Here is a 25050-nt window from a genome sequence, read left to right on the forward strand (position 1 = left end):
AAGCTATTCTTGATAGGGTATAGGATCTTCCAGAACAAAATTAAAGGTCAGTTCCATATTTTTTCTCTGGACCACCATGGTGATGTTTCGTCCATCTTCAGATTTCATCAGTTCCATGATTTTTTCCATAGTCATCTCAGAAGTACGGCTTCCGTTAATAACCAGCACACGATCGTCTTTTTTCAGGCCTGCCTTAAAACCGGGTGAGTCTTTTCGTATTCCTGCGATGGAAAATATGGGTTTTAAAGTAAATTTATATTGAAAACTGCCATATGCTAAAATTTCATTATTGGCTTCAGATATTTTTTTCGGTTCAATTTTTACCCGGTCTTCATGCCATTCCAGTCCATCCTGCTTAAAATCTAATCCGCTCATATTAAAATGAAAAGGATCATCAAAATTTTTATTTCTTTTCAGGTATATCTTTCCGGCAGGGTAATCGAAAATAGTGGTAAACCTCCGGATGATTTCTCCGCCTACGGATCCTTTTCGGTCGGCAACCAAGTTCACGTGCTGGATGGAGTATTCATCGGGCATTGCGGTAAGAGGCATCTCGAATTTGAAGTCTCCAAGATAAAAATTATGGATTCTGCTTCTTTTACCATAAATATCTCCATTGAATCCGCGGCCCAGATAATCATCAATATTGGGTCTGTTGTACACAAAATCTTTGATCAGGGTAGGGAATAGCCAGATGGCATCACTGTTACCAAGATCGATCAGAAGCTTGGAGCTTTTCTTTTCATTCGTCATTTCTACATCAGCATTGATGTAAGGTTTGTCCTTTTCTATAGTCATGGGCAGCTCCGTGAACTTTCTAATCTTCCTTTTAAGAACATCAGTATCCTGATAAACCGTTATTTTTTTTGAAACATAATCTATCGATATCGGATGGTTTTTGAAAAAGTGCGACCCGATTACTCCGTTCACAGGAATTCCGATATGGGAGGAGATGTTGAACTCTTCGTCAATAACGATATACAGAAGCATCGTTGAATTGATAAGATGATCTCCTATTTTGGCAATATTGCGGTCCGATTTAAAACCGTCTATACTTACATTTCCACCAAGGCCGGAAAATTTTATTTTTTCGATATTTTCCAGCTTCACTTCCTTATTGTCAAGACTGAAAAGAATGGTTTCAGCGACACCGGTATCCAGCATAAATGTCAGTTCAGCACCATTGACGTTGATTGGGATAAAGATGAGATTGTTGATGAGTTTAAAAGGGATGACTACTTTTTTGGTATTAATGAGCTCGAAAGAGTTCTGGGCACTAAGAAAAATGCTAAAGAAAAATGCCAGTAAAAGAAGCTTAAGTTTCATTTACTGAATTTAGTGAAATTATCATTACTATGCATAAAAAAAACATTCCAAAGGCAGGAATGTTTATATAAACTGCATCAAGCAGCGGGTATTGATTAAATTTATGTAAAATAACGTCTGATGCTATTTTGAGTAAAATTCCATCAGATCCATATAGTTTTTCTGATTAACGCCGTGTCCACTCATATATTCTCTGAACGAAAAATAACAGCTCAGGTCATACAGAAGGTCTGCTGCCTTTCTTCCCCATTCAAGAGGAATAACTGCATCATCTGTTCCGTGGGAGATGAAGAAACGAAGTCTTTCCAGTTTCTTTTTGTCTTTAACGATACCGTCCAGAAGTTTTTCCTCAGGATAGCTGCTCAGACAAGCTACATAATTAAATAGTTCCGGATGCTTTAAAGCCAAAGCATAGCACAATATTCCACCCTGACTGAACCCGCACAAATGCACCTTCCCTTCAGTGATTCCATAATGATTGACTACCTTCAGGATGTTTTCCAGTACGCCATCCAAAGATTCTTTTGCCTGAGCAAGATCAATGAAATTTTCAGCGTTATTGAAATCTATGTCAAACCATGAGTACCCTTCAAACTGAGTATCTCTGGGTGCTCTGAAACTTACGATAAGCCAGTCAGCAGGAAGTGTTTCCCTGAAGCTGAAAAGATCCTGTTCGTTACTGCCATAGCCGTGCAGCATGAAAAGTACAGTAGTATCTGGGGTGATTTGTTCCGGTTCTCTTACTATATAATCTAAATTCATACGGCAAATATAATTAATAAATCACATTGTCAACTTCAAAACCGGAACACGTATATCTATATTTAATATTGACCGGATGAAAGGCGCAAATACGGGCCGATCCTGAAATTATGCTTTTTGCTGATTTGATATTATTTGGAAATCTTTATTGGAAATTTTTCATAAAAGTTATTTTTATATTAATAAAAAACTTATATTTGAAACATTAAAAATCTATTTGGAGAAATGAAGCAATTTTACAAATCAAAAAGTTTACTAAGACTTTCTTTTTTATTCGTTTTATTATTTTCTGTAATTACTGTGGTGAATTCTTGTAAAAAGGATAATGATGACGAGGAGTTTGCAGATCACGTTGTTCAGTTTGAAGTGAAAACAACAACCGGTGGTGTTATCAGAGCAATTGTAACACAGGTGGGAACCGTAAAGACTGATATTTTCGATCCTGTAGGGACAACCTGGACGAGCGGAGAGTTTTTCGTAAATTCAAGCCAGGCACAGTTGAATCTTGATGCTAAAGCAGATCTTCCTGATGCTACTTCCGAACTGGTGGTTAACCTTTGGATAGACGGGGAAATTGTAAAAACCAAAAAGATGGTTGGAGCAGGTCCTTTAGTAGCTTCTATTGACTACAGCTTCTTAGAATTATAAAATATATTTCTTATATATAAATAAAAACCGCTTTTTAAAAGCGGTTTTTTTGTTTTTTACTGGATCACGGACAAAATATATAGACTAAGCAAAAATCTGCATCATCTGATTAATCTGCTTGAATTTTTTAAATCTTAAAAAAAATATAAAGGCATATTTTAGAAAACGAAACCTAAGGTTTGATGGTATCTTATTCTTTTGACTTTTGCGTTTGATTTGAAAGACATTGTTTTTTATTCCTCAATCATATGATGCTGAGTGGCCCGGTTGATCAGCTCGGTAGAATTCCTGGCCTGGAATTTTTGCAGCAGATTCTTACGGTGCGTATCCACAGTAAGCGGGCTGAGGAAAAGCTCTTCCGCAATCATAGCACTTGTTTTTCCATGCGCCACCATTTGCAGAATTTGTTTCTCACGTTTCGTGAGCCTTGGAACTGGTAAGTCGTTTTGAGAAGGCCGGCTGATGATCTGTTTGGTTTCATTACAGAAAACAATATTTCCTGAAAGTGCCCCTTTGATGCAGACTACAAGCTCGTCTATCGAAATGTTTTTCAGAAGATAACCGCTGGCTCCATTTTGTATAGACTGCATGATAATGCTCCGCTCCGAACGGTTACTGAACATAATCACAGAAGTCTCCGGCGATATTTTTTTTATTTCCCGGCATAGTTCCGTTCCGTTGGCATCCGGCAGTGTGATATCCAGAAGAATGATATCCACCTGATGGGACCGGATAAAACTGATGATTTCCGATCCGGAAGTAAAACTTTCTGAAATGTTGAAAAAAGACTGACTTTTCAGCATCATTTTGAGTCCTTCTATGACGATAGGATGGTCGTCTACGATGACAATATTTATTTTTTCATTCACCATGGATGTTGAGTTCGATGTTAATTGTTGTGCCCTGGTTGTCTGAGCTTACTTCCATTTTTCCTTTAAGATAATTGACCCGGTTCTTCAGATTGTGAAAGCCCATGCTTTTCGATGGTTTCTCGATGTCTTTATCAAATCCTTTTCCGTTGTCTTCTATAGTGATCATAAAGTTTTCGCCGGATTGAGAACATTGAAGAAGAATATTGCTGGCTCCGGAATGTTTCACCGCATTAGCCAGAAGTTCCTGTACAATTCTGTAAATGTTAAGCTGGATCGTAAGCGGAAGGTCTTTTTCTATATTGATAGGTTGGAAATAGATATCCAGATCTTTTCGGATATAAAATTCGCAAAGGTCATTCAAAGCGGTTTCAAGGCCAAAATTAAGTAAAGACTCCGGCATCAGGTTTCTGGCCACATGCCTGAGTTCCTTTATAGAAAGGTCAAGATGATCCAGGATCTTATAAAAATCTTTGTGCTGTTCGGCTTCAAGATGCCCAGCAGACCAGGTGGAGAAATTGATTTTAACGCCGGCCAGCATTCCGCCCAGACCGTCATGAAGATCTTTTGCAATACGTTCCCGTTCTCTTTCTTCGCCTTCCAGAATGGCTTTCGTTAATGCCAGCTCTTCTTTCTGATTAATGTCTTCAATCTTTTGTTGAAGGTTGATCTCTTTCTGCTCAGACAGCTTTTTATTGTTCCTGTAAATAATGAATAAAAATACCAGAACGATCATGATAAACAGCAGGAAAAGGCTCAATACCCACAGATAGTAGTTCTTTTTATTAACCTCCATTTCCTTCTGATTCTTTTCCGCATTCAGGAAAGCGATTCTCTTTTCCTTTTCAGAAGTATTGTATTTGGTCTCCAGTTTATTGATCTCAAGTTTGATGTTTTCCGCATTGAGGCTGTCATTCAGTTTAGAATATTTTTTCTCCCAAACCAGGGCTTGAGTGGGATTTCCCATGATCTCATTGATGTTCGATAAATGACTGTACAGCATTTTCTTATTGTTGAGATCTGTAGCAAGAGTTTTCTCTGCAAGAATTTCCTCCAGCAAATCTTTGGCTTCCGTATATTTTTGTTCCTTTTTTAAGATGTCATACTTGTGAAAATAGAACATCTGAATAAGCAGTTTTTGGTTGAATTTTTTAGTATAAAACAATCCTTTTTCTATGGCTGCCAATGCCTGATCATGCTGCTGTTTACTGACATAATACAATGTTTTACTGTAATAAAATAAAGCATTGGACGAAGAATCAGGATAGGGTGAGATCATTTTTTCTGCCTTGTCCAGAAACTTTTTTCCAATATCGGGTTTTACCTGATAACAATAATTGGTGGTGATATTCAGATAATTGTAAAATAACTCTGTAGAATGAGGTGCTTTTTTCTCAAGAATATCGAGCGCTTTTGTGTTATAATTGGCGGCTTTTTCAAATTCAGCGTTGTAAGTAAGCATGATTCCGAGCTGAGTGTATAAAAATCCTATAAGTTTATTGTCGCCATATTTTTCAGCGGTAGGAATGCTTTTTTCAAGCATGGTTTTAATTAAATAAGGATAGCCTTCTTTATTCTTTTGGGTAACGCCGTAGCCATACCAGCACAAAGACTTGTAGAGATCAGCTTTTTTGTCTTTTAATTTTGAAAATTCTTCTATGGCTTTATGATAAAATGTTGCCGCTTTATTTCTATCCTGATCCAGAAAATACTGTCCCTCATAATATTGGTATTTGGCGGCAGTGAACGGATCTTTTCCACCCAGAGCTTTTCCATTATTTAAATATTTTCGGCTTGAAACCGTATCGGTATTTCTGTAATAATTGGATAGCAGAAAACAGGCATCAGCCTTTGAAAGGGGATTCCCATTATTTTTAACCACAAACTCTAAGCTGTCTGTGAATTTTTTCTCATTAAGTGGAAACAGCAGCTGAGCCTGCAGTACAAGGCCTGTCAGCAGGTATAAAAAAAATAATATTCGCTTTATCATTCAATTTAAGACTAAAGGTTGAATGTAATCAAAAAAACACTTAATAAAAATACCTAAAAACCAGTAGAAACAATTACTTTTTTTTAAGGATTGTTTCCTGTTGTCCTGGCTTATAGTTTTGCAGAAGTCTTGTAACAGACCCAAATACTAAACATTGAAAACGATAAATATATAATGAAAAAAAAGATCTTTTTACTGAGCTTAATTTCCTTTTTCGGAATTATGAATGCCCAGAGAGTACAAAAGGGAGAAGCTCAGATCAATGCGGGGATTGGTCTTGCCAATGGATGGGGAATGCCCGTTTATGCAGGCGTTGATTATGGAATCCACAAAGACATCACAGTAGGTGCCGAAGGAAGTTTTGCCACTGAAAAATATTCAGGAGACGTGAAAGGCAGATGGATCTCGGTAGGATTGAACGGGAATTACCACTTCAATACCCTGTTGAAAATTCCTAATAAATTTGACGTATATGCCGGTGTCACTCTGGCTTACAACTCTTTTTCTTACCGTTATAATGGCTCAGACTATGATTATTTCGGAGGAGAGAGTTCAGGAGTAGGTTTTGCAGGACAGGCCGGAGCCCGTTATTATTTTACCGATCATTTTGCCGTGAATGTAGAAGTAGGAGGGGGAAGTATAGCATCAGGAGGAAAAGCAGGAATTTCATATAAATTTTAAACACAAATTAATACATTAAATCAAATGAAAAAATCAAAAATACAACAGATTATCCAATACACATTAGTACTATTAGTAACAGCAGTCCTTCTGGGATTTTCGACTTCGTGCAGCAAAGATGATGACGATGATACGCCGGCCGGAAAAGCGCATAAAGTTGTTTTTAAAGCAACAGCCTCAGCCGGAAGCAATATTGATGTGGCTGTTTATGGATATGACAGCACCATCACCACCGCATCAAGCCTTAGTGGAACTACATGGACGAGCCCGGAAATTACAAGCCCAGCAGGTGCTTACAACGTTAATATTGGGGTGAATGCAACAGGTGCTTCTTCATCATCAACACTTAAGGTACAGATCTACGTAGATGGAGAGTTGAAAAAAGAGGGAACTTCAAGTGGCCAAATACTTTCTGCCAGTGCCAACTACACATTTTAAAAACTGAACTTCCAAAAAGAATTAAAACAATCACCAGACACTTAAACATATCTTTTTTATAATAGTTTTTTCATGGCTCTTCAGAATCAATAATTATGGTAAGAGCATTTTAAAAGTGGTAACTTTCTCTACATGAGCCGTGAACTCCTTTCACGGCTTTTATTTTTTTAGACTGATAACGACCCTGTTGAAAACTCTACTCAACACTTGTAATATCTTTCTTGATATTCAATAAAGAAGAGACTGTCCTGGACAGTCTCTTTTGGTTGTTATATGCTTATATTCTTATTGAGCTTTTACAATAAAGTAGCTTTTCTTACCCTTTTGAAGCAGTAAAAATGTACCGTCAATAAGGTCGCTTTCATTAGCGGTATACGTATCGTTTACTTTTTCTTTGTTGACAGAAATTGCATTTCCTTTGATTTCTCTCTGAGCTTCACTTTTAGATTTTAAGAACCCTGATTTTTCAGAAAGAAGATCTATAATATTTACTCCAATTACATCAGCCTTTGGAAGTTCTTTTTGTGGAACACCGTCAAAAACTTCAAGGAAAGTTTCCTCATCAAGGCTTACCAGATCTTCAGCAGTAGAACGTCCGAAAAGAATTTCCGAAGCTTTCAGAGCTTTTTCATATTCCTCTCTTCCGTGTACCCAAACCGTTACTTCTTCAGCCAGTTTCTTTTGAAGTTTTCTTTCGTGAGGAGCCGTTTTGTGCTCTTCCACTAATGCTTCAATTTCTTCTTTTGACAGGAAAGTATAGAATTTAATGAATCTTTCCGCATCATCATCCGTAGCATTCAGCCAGAACTGGTAGAATTTGTATGGTGAAGTTTTCTTTTTGTCCAGCCAGTAATTTTCACCGCTTTCAGACTTTCCGAATTTAGAACCGTCAGCCTTCGTGATCAAAGGAACCGTTAATGCAAACGCTTCTCCCTGAGCTTTTCTGCGGATCAGTTCAGTTCCTGTTGTGATATTTCCCCACTGATCAGAACCTCCCATCTGAAGCTTCACATTATTATTTTGGTACAGGTGAAGGAAATCATATCCCTGGATCAGCTGGTACGTGAATTCCGTAAAACTCATTCCGTCTGCTCCGCCATCGCCCGAAAATCTCTTTTTTACAGAGTCTTTCGCCATCATATAATTTACGGTGATATTTTTCCCGACATTTTTAGCAAAATCAAGGAAAGAAATATTCTTCATCCAGTCGTAATTGTTCACCAATTCAGCTTTATTGGCACCTTCACCTTCGAAATCTAAAAATCTTGAAAGCTGGTTTTTTAAACAGTCTACATAGTGAAGAAGAGTCGCTTCATCCAGCAGATTTCTTTCTGCAGATTTCCCTGATGGATCTCCGATCATTCCTGTAGCACCTCCTACCAATGCGATCGGCTTGTGCCCGTGCTGCTGGAAATGTGCTAAAATTTTGATCTGGATAAGACTTCCGATATGCAAAGAATCAGCAGTCGGGTCGAAACCAATATATGCAGTAGTTACCTCTTTATTCAGCTGTTCATCGGTTCCAGGCATCATATCGGCAAAAAGACCACGCCATTTTAGTTCTTCTATAAAGGAATTCATCTATACTTTTCTTTAAAATTTTATGGTGCAAAGATAGTAAATTCAGGAGTATAGAGAATAGGTGCCGGAAGGTAAAAAAATGAAAGGATAAAAAGGCTTGTTTGGCCCTTTGCCCTTTCATTTAAAAAAATTATATTTGTTAATAATGAACGACGAACAGCTATTCCTGCTTATTCAAAAGGCCAAAGAAAAGGACCAGAAAGCCCAGACCAAACTCATCAATGTTTTTTGGGTGGATGTCTTCTCTTTTGTCATGAAGAAAGTAAAAGATGAAAATGATGCAGATGAGATCACGGTGAATGTTTTTTCAAAAGTGCTGTCGAAACTGGATATGTACGATCCGCATTTTCAGTTTAAAACCTGGATATTAACCATTGCCCAAAATACGGTCATTGATTTCTGGAGAAAAAGAGCCCGTGAAAACCAGGACCCGACCGAGAATCTTGATGAGGTGAAAAACCAGTTTGCAAAATCTCCGGAAGAGCTCATGATCTCCAATGAAGAGCAAAAAAAGATCATCAAAACCATCGAATCGCTGGATGCCAACTATCAGGATATTATCAAATTAAGGTTCTTCGAAGAAAAAAGCATCAAAGAAATCGCAGAAGAACTCGGGATTTCCGTTGCCAATACCAAAGTAAGGGTGATGCGTGCCAAGAAAGTCCTGGCAGAACTGCTAAAGAATAATGAATTTGATGATAATTAGACTGAGTCCGCAGTGTGGATTTAGTAGTTCAAACCGACAATTAGCAACTCAATCTTAAGAGTATACTATTTACCGGTTCAAAATTTTCACAGATACACTTCCTCCTTCGTTTTTGGAAGAACAATCTTTCTCTGATCCTTTTGATTTCTGTTCTGCAGATCAATCTTTAGCCCTTTTTTGATATAAGTTTCCTGTTTGGATTTCCCATATTCTTTAGTATTTTCCACATCTTTTTTGTAGTTGAGCTGTCCTGTGGAAAGATTAAAATCTACCTCCGCCCAATAATCTCCGGGTCTGCCGGATTCTGAAGAATAACCGATCAGTTCAAAATGTCCGTTCTGAAATCTGTATTTATCTGTATAGCCCCATTTCCAGCTGCTTCCGCCTGCCTGGGTAATGCTTAAAATTCCTTTTGAAATACTTGTACTCTGATACGGATCGCCCATCATACCTCCGCCGGCACTTTCCAGAATCGCATTCCTTGATTTACTCAGGACCATCCATGTTCCTCCACTCTTTTTCTGAATCTGAATTTCACGGATTTTGCCCAGTTCACCTTCATCTTTTGTATTATAAATGACGACTCTTTCAGGAATTTGGTCACCGTCAAGATCTCCCTCCACAGTTTCAATAATCTCTGAACCTACCGGCTGAAGCTCTTTCTGAGCAAAGGAAAATGTACTGATAATAACAGATGCAGTTAAAAGGATCTTCTTCATAGTTTAAATTTGGTCATTTAAAATTACAATTATATTCTGAATTAAGTTTAATGAGGATGGAAACCGGAAGATACTGCTTGATCAAACTTGGTAAAACAGTATTAAATCTGATAAAGAAGACTTAAAATAGTAATTAAACTGTGCTATAGTTGTGCTTGAGACCTTAATAACTTCCCTCTTCCAACTTCTGACTTCCTGACTCCATAAAGATTATCTGTTCCATCAATTTTTCCATTAGATGGTTTCCATGAAAAATTCCTTAACTTTGAACTTCAATTTTAGAGATGGAAAATTTAGTTCAAGATACTACCGTTCAAAAACCAAAGTGGATCCGTGTAAAACTTCCTACCGGAAAAAACTACAGGGAGCTTAGGACTTTGGTCGACAAATATAAATTAAATACCATATGCCAGAGCGGAAGCTGTCCGAATATGGGTGAATGCTGGGGAGAAGGAACGGCAACGTTCATGATCTTAGGAAATATCTGTACCAGAAGCTGCGGATTCTGCGGGGTAAAAACAGGAAAACCGCTTGATGTGAATTGGGATGAGCCTGAAAAAGTGGCCCGTTCTATCAAATTAATGAAGATCAAGCATGCTGTTCTTACGTCTGTAGACCGTGATGACCTGAAAGATATGGGTTCCATCCTTTGGGGTGAAACGGTGAATGCTGTAAGAAGAATTTCTCCGGGAACCACGATGGAAACACTTATTCCGGACTTCCAGGGGCTTACCAAGCACCTTGACAGACTGGTAGACGTAGCTCCTGAAGTGATTTCTCACAATATGGAAACCGTAAAACGTTTAACAAGAGAAGTGAGAATTCAGGCTAAATATGAGCGAAGCTTAGAAGTATTGAGATACTTGAAAGAAGCAGGCCAGAGAAGAACAAAAACAGGAGTAATGCTAGGTTTGGGCGAAACTAAGGATGAAGTTTTACAAACCATTGAAGACATCAGAAATGCAAACGTTGATGTTATTACACTTGGACAGTATCTTCAGCCTACCAAAAAACATTTACCGGTGAAAAAATTCATTACACCGGAAGAGTTTGATGAGTTGGGAGACTTTGCCAGAAGCTTAGGTTTCAGACATGTAGAAAGCTCACCTTTAGTAAGAAGTTCTTACCACGCTGAAAAGCATATACACTAAAAATATAGAAAATATAGCCGCTTCATTTTTGGAGCGGTTTTTTTGTTTTTAAATTAGAAGAGTAAAATATTTCTGATAAAATTCAATAGGGGTGGGCTTTAGCCAAAATTTACATTATTTTCATAAGCGTCTATGAAAATCCGTGTTAAAAAAATAACCACAAAAGTTACAAAAGCTTTTTAACACTTAAGTTATTTTAAGTTTAATTAGTTTGCGAATAAGAAGGTCACATAAGTTTTAAAAAAAAAATCAAAGATTTTTATTCAGAATACTATCCATAAACATCTGTGAAAATCTGTGTAATCTGTGTTTAAAAAAATAACCACAAAAGTCACAAAAGCTTTTTTAACACTTAAGTTATTTGAAGTTTAAAAACTTCATAAATAACAAGAACACATTAGTTTTAAGAAAAAATCAAAGATTTTTATTAATGATATTATCCGTAAACATCTGTGTCAATCTGTGCAATTTGTGGTTAAAAAAATACTAATCGGAAACACAAATCTAACCTCCAATTTCAATATTCTTCAAATATTTTTTCCTGAATTCCGACGGCGTTTCACCCGTATGCTGTTTGAAAAGCTTATTGAAATAGGACAAACTTTCAAATCCCACCTGAAAGCAAACCTCCGTCACAGAATAATCCTTCAGTAGAAATATTTTAGCTTGATTGATCCTGTAATTATTGACAAACTCCGTGAAGGTCATATTCGTCTGCTTTTTAAAATAGCGGCAGAAAGCAGGTGTGCTTAGACTGACGATCTTTGCAATTTCGTTGACGTTTGGTTTTTTATCATAATTTTCATGAATATAATCGTAGATGGTTCCCATTCTGATCTTGTCATTCAGGAACCACTTTATCCTTGTGTCTTCTTTGTTTAGCTCTTTTACTTCGTCTGTGGCGGCGAGGATTTGTAAAATTTCAATCAGCCCCATGAGAGAATCGAACGAGTTTTTATCTTTAATCTCATTGAGCTTCTCGACAACCGTTTTCTTCGTTTCTCCTGAGAAGGAAAGTCCCAGATAGGATCTTTCCAAAAGTTTTTTGATGTTGTCAAACTCAGGAACCGGGAAAATAATGTCCTGAAGAAAATTTTCTCTCATCTGCAGAACAAGCTGTCTGCATTCCGTCTGGATGCCATAATCGAAATTAAGGTGCGGAACATTGGAGCCAATCAGCAACAAATCACTTTCTGTAAAACCTGAAATATCACGGCCTACGTGGCGGATTCCATTGACGGCTTCCACATAGACCAGTTCGATTTCGGGATGATGATGCCAAAAAAAACAGTTCTTTAAAGACGGTGAAAAAAGCTTAAATGATTTTCCTTTTTCAAATTCTATAACCTCTTTCTGGATTTTCATCTTGTTCTCATTTGATTGATTCTGATTTTAAAATTACATAAAAAGGTTAATATGGAGCAAGTTTTTATCATCTCAGGAGAAGTAAAAGCCAATATTTCTTGCCATTTTTGCACTTTCAAAATAAAGGTGGGATACTGTTTTTATTTTTCAGAAAAAATCATTTAAAATTTAATTCGAAAAAGAAGTTTACTCACAATGAAGATTGATAAAAGAATAATACCGCTGGCCATAGGCGGACTGGGAATCGGAACTACGGAATTTACCGTCATGGGACTGCTTCCTGATATTGCGAATACCCTCAAGATTTCCATTCCTGAAGCAGGACATTTAATCTCGGCTTATGCAATGGGAGTGGTGATTGGAGCACCTATCCTGATTGGATATTCCGTGAAATTTCCACCTAAAAAAGTACTGATGGTCTTAATGATCCTCTTCACCCTATTCAACGGACTTTCTGCAGTAATGCCGGATTACACGAGCATGCTGATCATGAGATTTATGTCCGGCCTTCCTCACGGAGCATTTTTCGGAGTAGGAACAGTAGTAGCATCCCGGATGGCTGGAAAAGGGAAGGAGGCATTTTATATATCCTTAATGTTTACCGGGCTTACGGTGGCCAATCTGATTATGGTTCCGCTCGTTACCTATATCGGACATGCTTATCACTGGAAACTTTACTTTGCCATTGTAGCGTTAATCGGCCTTTTCGCGATATTATTCCTGAAATTATGGCTTCCTGCCATCGAATCAAATCAGGATACGCATTTTCTGGAAGAACTGAAATTCCTTAAAAATAAACAGTCGTGGCTGGTATTGGGAATTACAGCGATCGGATTTGGTGGACTTTTCACCTGGTTTAGCTATATCACACCGTTAATGACCATTGTTGCCGGAATCCAAAGCAATCAAATGGCCTATGTCATGATTCTTGCCGGCGCAGGAATGGTGGTTGGGAACCTTGCCGGAGGATTTATTTCCGACCGTCTCGGGCCTGAAAAAACATGTGCATTATTGATTTTCCTGATGATGATCTCTCTGGGAGGGGTGTTTTTATTTGCCGAACATCAGAATATAGCGCTGATTCTGACATTTATCTGCGGAGCGCTGTCAATGTCGGTTGCCGCACCTATTAATATCATGATGATGAAAGCGGCCCCAAAAAGTGAAATGATGGCTGCAGCGTTTATGCAGGCTGCTTTTAATATTGCCAATGCGATGGGTGCCTTTTTAGGAGGAATTCCTTTAGAATATGGATTCTCATTCAAATACCCTTCACTGGTAGGAGTGGGGATGACGTTCATAGGTCTTGCCATAAGCTTAAGATACAGATATCTGTATGGCAAAGAAACTCCTGATAATGACGACACGGCTGTAGAATGTGTGCCTTGTGATAAATAAGAAATAGATAAAAAGTGAAGTAGATACATGGAATAATGGGATCAATTTCAAAAATTGGGGAGCGGATACGTTTTTTTAACGCAAAGAAATTGATTATCCTATTGATAAAGGGAAGCAAAGGTAGAATCAATTTCATTGATTCGATTAAGCAGACGTTATATCTGGAAGCTTCATCAGCGACGAAGTCGAACTCTTTGCCTCCTTCAACTCAAAAGCATTTTTCATAGAACTTTGCGTAAAAAAACCATCTATCCCCCAAGTTTTGTATATGATCCGAATAATATAGTATTTAATGTCACTGACACATACAAAAAGAGACTTTGCACATTCATTTGAGCAAAGTCTCTTTTTTATTATAATATGGTCGAGATGAGAAGACGTCAATGGTGAATAAATATTTGTTTTAATGACGACGAACTAGCAACCGTCAACCAGCAACTTCCTTCTACAGGCGGATACTCTATCCCCTCAAACACTCATACTTTCATACTCTAATGCATAGCGTCACACTTCTACTTCGTTTCCGTTTTTACACCAATACAGTGCGTTGTATAAATTTTCTTTAGGAAAAGATTTAAATTCTCCCGGCATCAAGACACTGAAAATATCGGTAAAGTTTTGTACGGCCTCTTTGTCTGTCACAATAGCGGTACGGTTCCATTTGGTAAGGTTTTTTAATCCTAAAAGAGCATCCTGAAGCCATGCTCCCATGGTAAACTTATCCAGATCCGTGTCCAGATATAAGAGATAGTTGAGCTCACCAAACTGGTCTACTTTATCTTTTACATGAGGGATGACAAGGTTTTCAAAATCTTCTCTGGTTATTTCTCCGGTTGCATTGAATGCAGCAACATTTTCCGGAGCTTCTGGAATAATCGTTATCATATAATTTATTTTTAATGTGGTTGGATTTTAAACTGGGTACAATAATTGCACCATAATTTGATAATAAATCGTTAAAATACTTATAAAGATTAGTGTTTTTAATATAATATTCAATTATGGATTTAAAATCGAACGAACCTTTCTGGCTGATAAAGAATGGACTTATAGAGTCTTATCCTTCCCTGAAATCAAATGAAAACTGTGATGTTTTAATTATCGGTGGCGGTATTACCGGAAGCCTTATTGCCCATCAGATGATCAGTGACGGATACAAAACAATCCTGATTGATAAACGTGAAATCTGTAATGGAAGCACTTCTGCCACGACATCCATGCTACAGTACGAAATAGACGTTCCTCTTTATGAACTGATTGAAAAGATAGGTGAAAAAGGAGCTGTAGCAAGTTATAAAGCCTGTTCCGAAGCAATAGATAATCTTGAAAAGCTTACGAAGCTGATCAAGTCTGATGCCGGTTTTAAACGAAAAAAATCGTTGTATTTTGCTTCAAAAAAGAAAGATGTAAAGTGGCTTCAGGAAGAATGTAAAGCCAGAAAAAAAGCAGGATTCAACGTAAAATGGCTTGAAGCAGAACAAATTGTAGAACAGTTTGGATTTGAAAACACCTATGGCGGTATTCTGTCGAAACAGGGAGCCAGCATTGATGCGTTTAAATTTGCCCATGAATTATTTGAGCATAATGTAAAAAAAGGATTAAAAATATTCGATAAAACCGAAATGAAGAAGGTAGAATATCAGAAAGGCTTTAATGTGATAACCGTAGATAGCGGATTTCAGATCAAGGCTAAAAAGGTGATCTACTGTATCGGCTATGAAAGCAAAAATCTATTGAAGGAAAACTTTGTGGATTTGAAAAGTACTTTCGCCATCGTTTCAGAAATTGATGATGAGAAATTCAAAAATATCAGCAGTACATTGGTCTGGAATACCGATGATCCTTACATCTATATGCGAACTACGGATGATGGAAGACTCCTGATCGGTGGAGGAGATGAAGATTTCTATGATGCCGAAAAACGGGATGCTCTTCTTGGTAAAAAAGAGAAAGAAATTCTCAAAAACCTCAAAAAAATAAAACCAGATTATCATTTCTATACCGATTTTGTCTGGGCCGGAACTTTCGGGGAAACCAAAGACGGACTGCCTTATATCGGAGAGCATAAAAAATTTAAAAACTCATACTTTGTCCTGGGTTTCGGAGGAAACGGAATCACTTTTTCCGTGACGGGAATGGACATGGCTTCTCAGTTTATGAAAAACAAAAAGCATTTGTTGTCTGACTATTTTCAATTCGGGAGATAAAAAACTGGTGACCTCGGAAACCTCGGCCACCAGAGGTATGAAAAATAAAATTGAGATTAAGGCTAGGATCGATAGGAACTGGTGGCTTCGAGTTCCTCAGCCACCAGGAGTAGATAAAGATTTGAAGCAAGATTAAAGATAAGATCTAGACTTTGATTAAGATTTACATGAATTTCTAAATATGACAAACTGGTGGCTGAGGCACTCGAAGCCACCAGATTAAAAACTATTTCGAAGTATATCCACTCGTTTTTGCCTGCTCCAGAATAGATCTTTCAATCGCTTTTCCAAGGTCATCGGAATCTGCATTGCCCCGTTTTTTCATTTCGGCATCAATGTATTCCTGACGTTTTCTGGACAGCTCTTCAATCTCCGTCTGAATTTTTCCACGCTCTGCAGATTTTACAGCAACGGCTTTTTTAATTTCTTCCTTGCTTTTACCTTTTAGTTCGGCCGGAAGGGCATCGTCTTTTACTGTGGCGATAAAGCCTGCATCTTTTTCTGCCTTGTCTACAAGGTCCCAGTGATCATTTTTATAGGCATTCTTCTTAGACTTGGCAACGGTTCTTTCAACATAATTGGAAACCGACTGTACCTCAGCATTCCTGTCCTGTGCAGCCTGTTTTAGTTTATATTCAGAGCCGTGATTTCCGTAGAAAATGTAAGTGTCATTCAGTCTGGTGTTGCATTCTGAAATTCTTACATCATAAGGCGTTTCAATATAAATTACTTTTCTGTCGCTGTCGATATTGAAATATTTTCCTCCGCCTACAACCGCTCCGTTCTGCCAGAAGGTTTGGGTGCCTTCCTCTCGGCTTCCGCAGAAAATGGTATTCGTGTATATATTTTTGCTTTTTGCTTTGGAGATCACGTCTTTATAATTCACTTTTCCTTGATCGAATGGTTCATTACCAGCAATATAGATCAGTTTCATGCTTTTTTCGTTGCCATCCCAGTTCAGGTTCATCGAGGCGTCACGGATCACCGCACCGCAGTATTCATTACCACCGTTGGTTCTCAGAGCAAATAATTTCTCGGAAACCAGATCGAGATCCTGGGTAAGCGGAGTAACCTGGCGGATGTAATTTTCATCACGAATACCATCATTTCCGTATTCATACAGGGCAATTTCTACCTGAGGAGCTTTTCCGTTGTACTTCAGTGTAGTCAATGTGTTCACAATATTCCAAAGCCTGGATTTAGCCTGATCAATGAGTCCGTCCATACTGTTGGACGTGTCCAGAAGAAGGGCAACCTGGATTTTATTATCCTTTGATGGCGTTGGAATCTCAGGTACGGAAGCATTCTGTACCACTGCGGCTCTGTCTGCTGTCATGCTGTTTGAACAGCGGATGTCTGAAAAACTGCCGGAGCTTAAAAAAGCGGTAACGGCTGTCATTGTTAAGATTTTTAAAGTTGTCATACTGTTATTTTTTATTGGTTATCTGCTGTAATACTGAATCTGCATTTCTTTCGGATACTTCACTTCATAAGAGAAATTGATTTTGTCCGAACTACCACTGCCGATGTTTCTGTTCCAAAGAATACTTCCTGTTTTTTCATCAAAACTTCCGTTTCCAATTTCCAAGGCTTTAACCTGAATTTTAGAATTTTCGCTGATCGGAAGCTGGTCAAGGATTTCCAGTTCAATGCTTTCTTTGGTGTTGTTTCTGATGCTGATCTGGAAGGATTCTGTTTCCCACTTATTGCTGTTGAAGTTTTTCTGAGACGTTTTGTCCTCCAGTTTGATTCTTTTTACGGTAATTCTTTCATCCACACCCAGAGAAATAGGGAATTCATCTTTTACATAATTGCTTGCAATGCTGGTTTTCCCGATATAATTATCTTCAAAATAGATATTGGCTTCTCCGGAGATCAGATTAAGATTCTGCCAGTTTTTAATAAATGCCATCAGAAATACCTGGTTGTTCAGTTTCGGAACGGTGTGGTATTTATAGGTAGCATCGATTTGTTTTTTATCGAGGATGACATACTGTTCTTTTTCCTGACTTAAGATCGTTTGGTTATAATTAAGTTCATAGATGACGTTCATCTGGCTGTCTGAAACAGTGGCTACAGGGATTTGACTTTGTTTAACCTCTACTTCAGCTCTCATCTGATAAGAATTCACTTCTTTTGCAGCAGCTTTCAGTCTGTAATTGGCGGTTTCATCCTGTGCATTGTGTGGCGTATATTCAGCAACATATAATGGAGAAAGAATAGGTCTGTCCTGATTGTAAGATGGTCTATAGGTGGAAACAAATAATTTTACATTTTTCCAGTCCTGACCTGTTTTCTGGTAGATTTTTCCTTTATAAACCATTTCAAGCGGCTTCTTCACCGATTCTGCGCGAAGATCATAAGATGGAACCCAGCCTGCGTCAGAAACGATATAGCTTACGCCTAAGTTCAGATTGGTTTCATGGTCTGCAAGGATTTCCAGAAGAAGTTCTTTTCTGTTGGTGTTTTTGTTCGTCTGTTCTTCTGCGAACTGATTGCTGATCTTAGCAATACCTTCGTCCAAAACCGTTTTCTGCTCATTCAAAACAAAAACCTGATTGTCGATTTCCAGCATTCTTTTTCTGTAGAATTCAGTCAGTTTGATCAGTTGCTCCTGCGGAGTAGATTTATCGTTGGTAGAGATCTTTAGATTGTCATTGATGATATTCTGCTCACCCGTGAGGTTCTTGATCTGAATATTAAGTAAATTGACCTGTCTCTGCAATTTTTTTCTTTCATCATCCAGTTTCTTTTCTCCTGCAGAGAAATCTTCATCTTTCAGAAAGTTACTCTGTGGCGTGATGGAAAGAAGTGTTGTATTTTTTTCAAGATTGATCCTGTAGGTATTTTCGTCCAGATTGTTGGGAAGGTTGATGATTCTTACCATATTCCTTCCTTTCTGCAGGGTAACGGAGGTACTTCCGAAAACTTTGGCACCCTGAAGGAATACAGTGGCCTGTTTCACTTCAATTTCCTTCTTGATTTCCTGTCCTTTTAAAAATGAAACAGAAAATGCGATGAGTAGTAATAAATAGCGTTTCATAGTGTATTATTTTAATTCCTGTAGTAAAATTATCCCTATTTAAAGCTGAAAATGGGAAGACTTGGTGAAACCTGACTTTCACTTGGTGAGCTTAAACGTCAGCCTTAAAAAAGAAAAACAGCCCTTTCGGACTGTCTTTTTAAATCTGTTAATTCTAAAGGATTTCGTATCTTGTTTTGATGCTGTATTTCAGCTTGATGTTTTCGATATTGTCAAAAGAAAAATCTATTGTAGCGTCTGCTGCTTCCATCTGCATATTTCTCACGCTGCTTTTGTAGGCTACAGGAAGAACCATATCGCTGGTGTAATCTTCAATTTCGATGATCTCAAGTGGAGCTCCTGTTTTTTTACCCATACTTTCCAACAGGTAATCTGCCTTTTCCTTGGCTGCCTTTAAAGCATTGATCTTAACCGTTTTTCTGAAGTCTGCTATCTTAGTACTCTTCACTTCGGCAACATTCAGGTTGCTTACCCATTTCTGGTTCAGGTCTTCAAATATTTTGCTGATGTTCGCTTTCGTATTCACTTTGAACTGGTAGCTTTTCGTGAACTTTCCGTTTTTAGCATATATATTCTGGTACATGGATTTGAATTTGATGTCTTCATTCTTTACACCTCCATTCTTCAGTGTTTCAAACAGTTTCTTTTCATTATCTGCCAGATCGTTTTTGTTATCTGCCTTAATGCCTACGCTAAAGATGATTTCATCCGGTTCCACTTCCAGTTCTGCAACCCCTGTAACTTCAATTGCATTTTTCTTTACTTCCTGTGCATTCACAAAACTTCCCAGGGTAAAGATTCCGATCAATAAAAAATGTCTCAATTTCATAATTTCTTGTTTTAAATTCTGATGTAAAATTACTTCGATCCGAAACCCGAAATAAAGAGACTTGGTGAAATGAGGTTTTCACTTGGTGGATGCCCATAAAAAAGGCGATCCCTGTGAGAATCGCCTTTTCAAGCTTTTTAAAATTTGATTTTAAACCATTAAGATCAATGAAGGATAGAAGATAGTTAGGAAAAAATCATTTGATTTTTTATGCTCTACGTCTTAAAGCATAGCTAAAACTTAATATTCTTAAAAGCTTAACAAGAATCTTAATGGTTCAAAAAAAAGGTTTAATAAATAAAATAAACCTTTGAAATTTTATCGTTTTTGATCTCATAAATAGCGGTAGCCTCTGTCTTTACGCCAGGTCTCAGCCCTGAAACACTTTCTTTATCAATAACAGAATTAAGATTGACAATCCTCTGTTTGATCTCACAGTGCAGGTCCGGATATTTTTCAAACATAGCGGAATAGGTTTTTCTCATAGCTTCTTTTCCTTTACTGATTAACTTTCCGGGGAACTGATAAAGCTCCACATCGTCTGCATAAGGTTCGAGAAAAGCATCAATATTTCTTGCGTTATAAGCATTGAGCTGCTGCTGAGCCAGGGATTCCGGTGTTACTTTTACAATTTTTGCGAGATCTACAGGCAATCCGTTTTTCATGACCACATCGATTTTTGTAAGGTTATCCAGATTATCAATGGGATTGGCATTCAGTAAAACAAAATCGGCGGTTTTGCCTGCTTCTATGCTGCCGTATTCATTGTCTTTATTCAGGATCTTCGCAGGAATAATTGTAGCTGACTGAAGGATCTGCCATTCGTTCATACCGCTTTCTTTCATCGCTTTAAGTTCTGCGAGAAAGGATGACGCATGCTGAGTTCCTATATTTCCGGCATCGGTACCGGCAGCAAGCATTACGCCTCCATCAGCCAGTTTTTTGAGATTGACTTTTCGGATGGAGTCTGTTTTTGAAATGTAGGCTTTTACTTTAGGGTCACTGAAACGGACTTTACGTTTATTGAGCATCGCAGAATCTGAGGTTTGCGTAAGATGCTTCAGGTCGTACATAGAGCCGATGCTTTCAGGATTGGCGTTTTCCAGTTCATAGGTATTGTAAACTTTCTTTTGTCCGTAGGTATCATAATAATTATCCATAACCGTAAGGGTAGGACTTACAATGACTTTTTTTGATTTTAAAAGCTTTACAAAATCATCAGAAACAATTTCATCTTCTATATTATGAACCAGGAAATCGGCACCGTTGAGTACTGCTGTTTCTGCGGTTAAGCGTTCTGTAGCGTGAATAGCTACTTTTAAATTATTCCTGTGTGCCTCATCAATCACCGCTTTTATAGTCGGTTCCAGCTTCTTTGTCTGTTCTTTCTTTTGACCGGGATCTCCCGTGATGATATACCATATTTTGATAAAGTCTGGTTTGTAAGGAATCTGTTCCTGTACCAGTTTTTTAGCATCATCAATGGATGTTAGCAGCCTGAAAGGTTCATTTTTACTGAGGTTTTTAAATACTTCAGGTTCATAGGTCGTAATCAGCGGTCCGGACATATAGACTGAAGGAAGACGGTCATTGACTTTCAGGGAATCCCGAAGTTTCAGCAAATTATAAGTCGCTCCAGGATCAATAACCGAAGTGATCCCCATTTTAAGATATCGCTGCATAAGATCTTCCATATGACTGTGGCTCCAGCTGATCTCCTTTTCGTAGGGAACGTGTTTCCTGAGATCAAGGGCATCAGGTCTCGTATACAAACCTCCGCTTTGGAAAAAATGAACGTGTGAGTCTGTCATTCCGGGGATCAGAAATTTTCCTTCACCATTAATGACATGGGAATTCTGAGGGATTTTGATCTGCTTGCTGGGTTTTACGGCGGTAATGGTTTTTCCTGTCATGATAACAGTCTGGCCCGGAATCATCTTTTTATGGACCACATCGGCAACCGTTACATTCTGAATATAGATCTGTGCATGGAAACTGCCTGCACAAAATAAAGCGACAAGTATAATCCGGAGTTTTTTATTCATAATTATGGTATCAAATCGTCCTACAAATATAAAGAAAGACTCACGCTTCTGTGGAATAATTTTATGAACCGTTCAAAAATCAAAGGATTAATTTTTGGAAGGAGCAGACTTGGTGAATTGAAGTTTTGACTTGGTAAAGAATAGAAAAGGATACATAAAGTTTTAGTTACTTTGCATTAAAGATCTGAAATCCGTGAAATTAATTTTTAAAATACTTATTGTCTTCATTCTTGCTGCAGGAAATTTCTGTACAGCACAGGATTCTACACGGGTTACTCAAGCTTATAAATCTGCGGCAAGACTTAAAAAAGCAGTCGATAATAATGATAATAAAGGCGTAGCTGATTCTTATGTAGGCATTGCCAACGATTATTACAACCAGGGAAATTATGCCAAAAGTGAAGAGTTTTTGGCGAAAGCCCGAACCATCTATAAAAACCTCAACGATAAAAAAAATCTGGAATCCGTTACCCGGAAAATTGCCCAGTCACAGGAAAAGCAGAACAAAATAACGCCGGCTATCAGCAATTATAGTAAGGCTGCCGAGATCAGCTACAGTGAGAATAACAGAATGGTGAATACCAATGATGCGGCAAGGCTTTCTTCTCCTACCAATGAGCAGAAAGTGGAAGCCATTCAGGATAATATCAATCTGGGCCTTAAAACAAAAGACAAAGGAGATCTGGCCGCAAGTTACAGTCAGATGGCAGATGTGAATATACAGCAGAAAGATATTCCCAGAGCGGAAGAAAATCTGAATAGTGCATATGCCATTTCTAAAAAAGAAGCCCCTCAGCAGGCATTAGAAATCAATCAGAAACTGACCAATTTCTATGTTGAAAACAGGAATTTTGACAAAGCCATTGAAGCCAAAAAGAAAGTACTGAAAGAAGATTTTGTCAAAGAGAATTCTCAGGAAAAAGTTAACCAGATTCAGGAACTGGCCGATATTTATATTAAGAAAAATGATCCGGAAGAAGCTGTGATATTATTAAAAAATGCCTACGGAATCGCTTTGGAAAAAGGGCACACGCTGGAAGCCCAGAAAAGTGTAAAAAGGCTGGACAGCCTCTACAGCATAACAGGAAATACGGAGGCTTCAGTTTCGCTGTACCGTGATTTTCTCGGGAAACTTCCTGATATTGTGTCCAAAGACCGAAGTCTTGTCGATAATAAAATTCTGGAAGATACCGAACAGAGAATTTCACAGCTTGAAAAAGAAAAGGAACTGAAAGACCAGCTTATCCGTAAGAAGAATGTTTTTAATTACTATCTGATCGGGGTTCTGATTGTGTTGACCGGACTGATTATCTTTATTTTCAGAATGCTGAAGAAAGTTCAGATCAAAAATAAGAAGATCGCCCTTCAGTCGCTGCGCCGTGAAATGAATCCGCATTTTATCTTTAACAGCTTAAACAGTGTCAATCATTTTATCGCAACGAATAATGAATTGGAAGCCAATCAGTATTTAACGAAATTCTCAAAACTGATGCGCGGGGTCATGGAAAATTCTGCCGAAGATTTCATTCCCTTTCAGCAGGAACTGGATCTGCTTCAGAATTATCTGGCTTTAGAGAAAACCCGTTTTGCCGATAAATTTGATTATGAAATTGATGTAGACGAAAGCCTGAATATGCAGAGTCTGAAAGTTCCCGGAATGCTTGTTCAGCCGTTCCTTGAAAATGCGGTATGGCACGGATTGCGCTACAGAAGCGACAAAGGATTTCTGAAATTAAGTTTTGAAAAAGAAGACCAGCATTTAAAAATCACGATCGAAGATAACGGAATAGGCATTGAAGAAAGTAAAAAGCAAAAGACCCAGCATCAGAAGACCAGAGAAGGGCGTGGGATGAAAAATACCCTTGAAAGAATTAAACTGCTGAATGACCTTTATCATCAGGATATTCAATGCAAAGTCACCGATAAAAAAGAAGAACCCGGGGTTTTAGTTCAGATAAGTTATAAAAACATCAATGTTTAAAAGACTTGTTTGGTTTTTAATTGGTTAGCCCTGTTTTATTGTAACAATTTGTCAATAGTTTCGTCTTATTAGTTAAAACTAAACAGATGACTATTGAAAACAAAACAGCCCGGTTCGCAGGATTTATATATCTTATAGTCATACTTACTGGTTTTTTCAGTTTAATGTATGTACCTTCAAAGCTGATGGTCTGGAAAGATCCGGCGCTTACTTTCCAAAATATTTCTTCCTCTGTACAATTGTTCAGATTAGGTATTGCCGGCAGTATGCTTTGCTATATTGCATTTACCCTGCTTCCTCTGGTTTTATATAAATTGTTGAAAAACGTTAATGGAACCTATGCAAAGCTGATGGTTATTTTGGCATTGATCAGTGTTCCTGTTTCATTGATGAATTTGCAGAGTAAATTTTCAGTTCTCACTATTATTGAGGGAGCCGATTATTTAAAAGCATTTAACACAGAACAACTTCAATCTCAAGTGATGGTTCTGCTAAACTCTTATAACAAGGGGATCTTAATCGTTCAGATATTTTGGGGGCTTTGGCTGTTTCCATTCGGTTATCTTGTGTATCGATCCGGATTTTTACCGAAAATTTTAGGCATTTTCTTGATGTTGGGCTGTTTTGGCTATCTGCTCAATGTATTTGGAAGAACTATCATTCCTCATTTTTCAGACTATTCAGTATCGGATTATATAACACTTCCAGCTTCTATTGGAGAAATTGGGACTTGCTTATGGCTATTAATTTTTGGAGTGAAAAACAAAACCAGAGAAATTGTAGAAGTCGATTAATTTTTAAATACAGATAATCATGAATAATTCCACACCATTTGAAGATATCAAAGTAAATGTTAAGGTTATACTTTCAGGGCTTTGGGCTGCCGTTACCCTGTGTTATCTTTATGGTGACTATTTCGAGCTTTATGTTCCTGATAAAGCAAAAGGACTTGTAGAAGGAACCAATCTACTGGATACTCCTTTGAAGCTGTTTATGGCTGCTGTTCTACTGTCACTTCCTGCTGTGATGGTGTTTCTTTCACTCATTTTAAAACCAAGAATCAATAGAGTACTCAATATCGTTTTAGGTATATTTTTTACTGCAGTGATGCTGCTTATAGCGGTTACTTCTCTTAGTTTGTGGCGTGCATTTTATGTTTTCTTAGCCCTGTTGGAAAGTTTGATCACCCTACTGATTGTGTGGTATGCGTGGAGATGGAAAAGACTTTAGAAAGGGAAAGACTTTGAGTTTTATGAATCAAAATTGCCCTGTAAGCTAAATATTTTTTACTTTTACTTGAATGCCGGATAT

General features: G+C 37.8%; 22 protein-coding genes. 10 read left to right on the forward strand and 12 right to left on the reverse strand.

The annotated features are described in order from the left end of the window. Nucleotides 1–3: 3 nt before the first annotated feature. Nucleotides 4–1326 carry an aspartyl protease family protein gene (locus BUA72_RS09490; protein WP_072922743.1) on the reverse strand — a complete coding sequence of 441 codons (1323 nt, stop codon included), beginning with the start codon at nt 1324–1326 and terminating at the stop codon, nt 4–6. Nucleotides 1327–1449: 123 nt separating this feature from the next. Beyond that, nucleotides 1450–2088: an alpha/beta hydrolase gene (locus BUA72_RS09495; protein ID WP_047456300.1), complete on the reverse strand. Its 639-nt coding sequence runs from the start codon at nt 2086–2088 to the stop codon at nt 1450–1452. Nucleotides 2089–2313: 225 nt separating this feature from the next. On the opposite strand from BUA72_RS09495, the gene BUA72_RS09500 reads away from it, so the two are divergent. Next, nucleotides 2314–2736 carry a hypothetical protein gene (locus tag BUA72_RS09500; protein WP_034730009.1) on the forward strand — a complete coding sequence of 141 codons (423 nt, stop codon included), beginning with the start codon at nt 2314–2316 and terminating at the stop codon, nt 2734–2736. 233 nt (nt 2737–2969) lie between these two features. Here the strand turns inward: BUA72_RS09500 and BUA72_RS09505 are convergent, their stop codons facing one another. Both BUA72_RS09505 and BUA72_RS09510 read right to left on the reverse strand, forming a co-directional pair. Next, a complete protein-coding gene (locus BUA72_RS09505; RefSeq protein WP_047456302.1) occupies nt 2970–3608 on the reverse strand; it encodes a response regulator in 639 nt (212 codons plus the stop codon). Further along, on the reverse strand, nt 3598–5595 hold the full coding sequence (locus BUA72_RS09510) for a sensor histidine kinase (protein WP_072922744.1): 1998 nt from the start codon (nt 5593–5595) through the stop codon (nt 3598–3600). The genes BUA72_RS09505 and BUA72_RS09510 overlap by 11 nt, the downstream gene beginning before the upstream one ends. 174 nt (nt 5596–5769) lie before the next feature. Between BUA72_RS09510 and BUA72_RS09515 the strand changes: the two genes are divergently transcribed. Then, a complete protein-coding gene (locus tag BUA72_RS09515; RefSeq protein ID WP_072922745.1) occupies nt 5770–6276 on the forward strand; it encodes an outer membrane protein in 507 nt (168 codons plus the stop codon). A gap of 24 nt (nt 6277–6300) precedes the next feature. Beyond that, nucleotides 6301–6714, forward strand: a complete 414-nt coding sequence (locus BUA72_RS09520) for a hypothetical protein (RefSeq protein ID WP_072922746.1) — start codon at nt 6301–6303, stop codon at nt 6712–6714. 285 nt (nt 6715–6999) lie between these two features. Here BUA72_RS09520 and tyrS read toward each other — a convergent pair whose 3' ends face one another. Further along, on the reverse strand, nt 7000–8295 hold the full coding sequence (tyrS, locus tag BUA72_RS09525; RefSeq protein WP_034729997.1) for a tyrosine--tRNA ligase: 1296 nt from the start codon (nt 8293–8295) through the stop codon (nt 7000–7002). A gap of 145 nt (nt 8296–8440) precedes the next feature. Here tyrS and BUA72_RS09530 point away from each other — a divergent pair, with 145 nt between their 5' ends. Then, nucleotides 8441–9001, forward strand: coding sequence for an RNA polymerase sigma factor (locus tag BUA72_RS09530; RefSeq protein ID WP_034729995.1), 561 nt, complete (start codon nt 8441–8443; stop codon nt 8999–9001). Between the two features lie 86 nt (nt 9002–9087). Here the strand turns inward: BUA72_RS09530 and BUA72_RS09535 are convergent, their stop codons facing one another. Continuing rightward, nucleotides 9088–9720: a hypothetical protein gene (locus BUA72_RS09535; protein ID WP_072922747.1), complete on the reverse strand. Its 633-nt coding sequence runs from the start codon at nt 9718–9720 to the stop codon at nt 9088–9090. 284 nt (nt 9721–10004) lie between these two features. Between BUA72_RS09535 and lipA the strand changes: the two genes are divergently transcribed. After that, entirely contained in the window at nt 10005–10871 is an 867-nt protein-coding gene (lipA, locus tag BUA72_RS09540) for a lipoyl synthase (protein WP_034729990.1), read from the forward strand. Between the two features lie 504 nt (nt 10872–11375). Here lipA and BUA72_RS09545 read toward each other — a convergent pair. After that, a complete protein-coding gene (locus BUA72_RS09545; protein ID WP_072922748.1) occupies nt 11376–12236 on the reverse strand; it encodes an AraC family transcriptional regulator in 861 nt (286 codons plus the stop codon). Between the two features lie 195 nt (nt 12237–12431). Here BUA72_RS09545 and BUA72_RS09550 point away from each other — a divergent pair, with 195 nt between their 5' ends. Beyond that, nucleotides 12432–13634 (forward strand): MFS transporter, encoded by a 1203-nt coding sequence (locus BUA72_RS09550; RefSeq protein ID WP_175548877.1) that lies wholly within the window; start codon nt 12432–12434, stop codon nt 13632–13634. Between the two features lie 504 nt (nt 13635–14138). On the opposite strand, the gene BUA72_RS09555 is transcribed toward BUA72_RS09550, so the two are convergent. Next, complete coding sequence (locus tag BUA72_RS09555) at nt 14139–14519, reverse strand: SpoIIAA family protein (protein ID WP_034730960.1); 381 nt, start codon at nt 14517–14519, stop codon at nt 14139–14141. Between the two features lie 116 nt (nt 14520–14635). Here BUA72_RS09555 and BUA72_RS09560 point away from each other — a divergent pair, with 116 nt between their 5' ends. Continuing rightward, nucleotides 14636–15841 carry an NAD(P)/FAD-dependent oxidoreductase gene (locus BUA72_RS09560; RefSeq protein WP_072922749.1) on the forward strand — a complete coding sequence of 402 codons (1206 nt, stop codon included), beginning with the start codon at nt 14636–14638 and terminating at the stop codon, nt 15839–15841. 226 nt (nt 15842–16067) lie between these two features. On the opposite strand, the gene BUA72_RS09565 is transcribed toward BUA72_RS09560, so the two are convergent. The 4 genes from BUA72_RS09565 to BUA72_RS09580 form a co-directional block, all read right to left on the reverse strand. Next, nucleotides 16068–17264 (reverse strand): vWA domain-containing protein, encoded by a 1197-nt coding sequence (locus BUA72_RS09565; RefSeq protein WP_072922750.1) that lies wholly within the window; start codon nt 17262–17264, stop codon nt 16068–16070. 18 nt (nt 17265–17282) lie between these two features. Next, nucleotides 17283–18884, reverse strand: coding sequence for a DUF4139 domain-containing protein (locus tag BUA72_RS09570; protein ID WP_072922751.1), 1602 nt, complete (start codon nt 18882–18884; stop codon nt 17283–17285). 154 nt (nt 18885–19038) lie between these two features. Further along, nucleotides 19039–19713: an SIMPL domain-containing protein gene (locus BUA72_RS09575; RefSeq protein ID WP_072922752.1), complete on the reverse strand. Its 675-nt coding sequence runs from the start codon at nt 19711–19713 to the stop codon at nt 19039–19041. Nucleotides 19714–20003: 290 nt separating this feature from the next. Then, nucleotides 20004–21758 carry an amidohydrolase family protein gene (locus tag BUA72_RS09580; RefSeq protein WP_072922753.1) on the reverse strand — a complete coding sequence of 585 codons (1755 nt, stop codon included), beginning with the start codon at nt 21756–21758 and terminating at the stop codon, nt 20004–20006. Between the two features lie 193 nt (nt 21759–21951). Here BUA72_RS09580 and BUA72_RS09585 point away from each other — a divergent pair, with 193 nt between their 5' ends. From BUA72_RS09585 to BUA72_RS09595, 3 genes are all read left to right on the forward strand, one after another. Then, the gene (locus BUA72_RS09585; protein ID WP_072922754.1) at nt 21952–23739 is read left to right on the forward strand and encodes a histidine kinase; all 1788 of its coding nucleotides are present in this window, start codon (nt 21952–21954) and stop codon (nt 23737–23739) included. A gap of 86 nt (nt 23740–23825) precedes the next feature. Further along, entirely contained in the window at nt 23826–24533 is a 708-nt protein-coding gene (locus tag BUA72_RS09590) for a DUF4386 domain-containing protein (protein WP_072922755.1), read from the forward strand. Nucleotides 24534–24552: 19 nt separating this feature from the next. Continuing rightward, complete coding sequence (locus BUA72_RS09595; RefSeq protein WP_072922756.1) at nt 24553–24969, forward strand: DUF6326 family protein; 417 nt, start codon at nt 24553–24555, stop codon at nt 24967–24969. Nucleotides 24970–25050: the final 81 nt, after the last annotated feature.

It is taken from the genome of Chryseobacterium sp. OV279 (genome assembly GCF_900128945.1).
GTDB lineage: Bacteria > Bacteroidota > Bacteroidia > Flavobacteriales > Weeksellaceae > Chryseobacterium.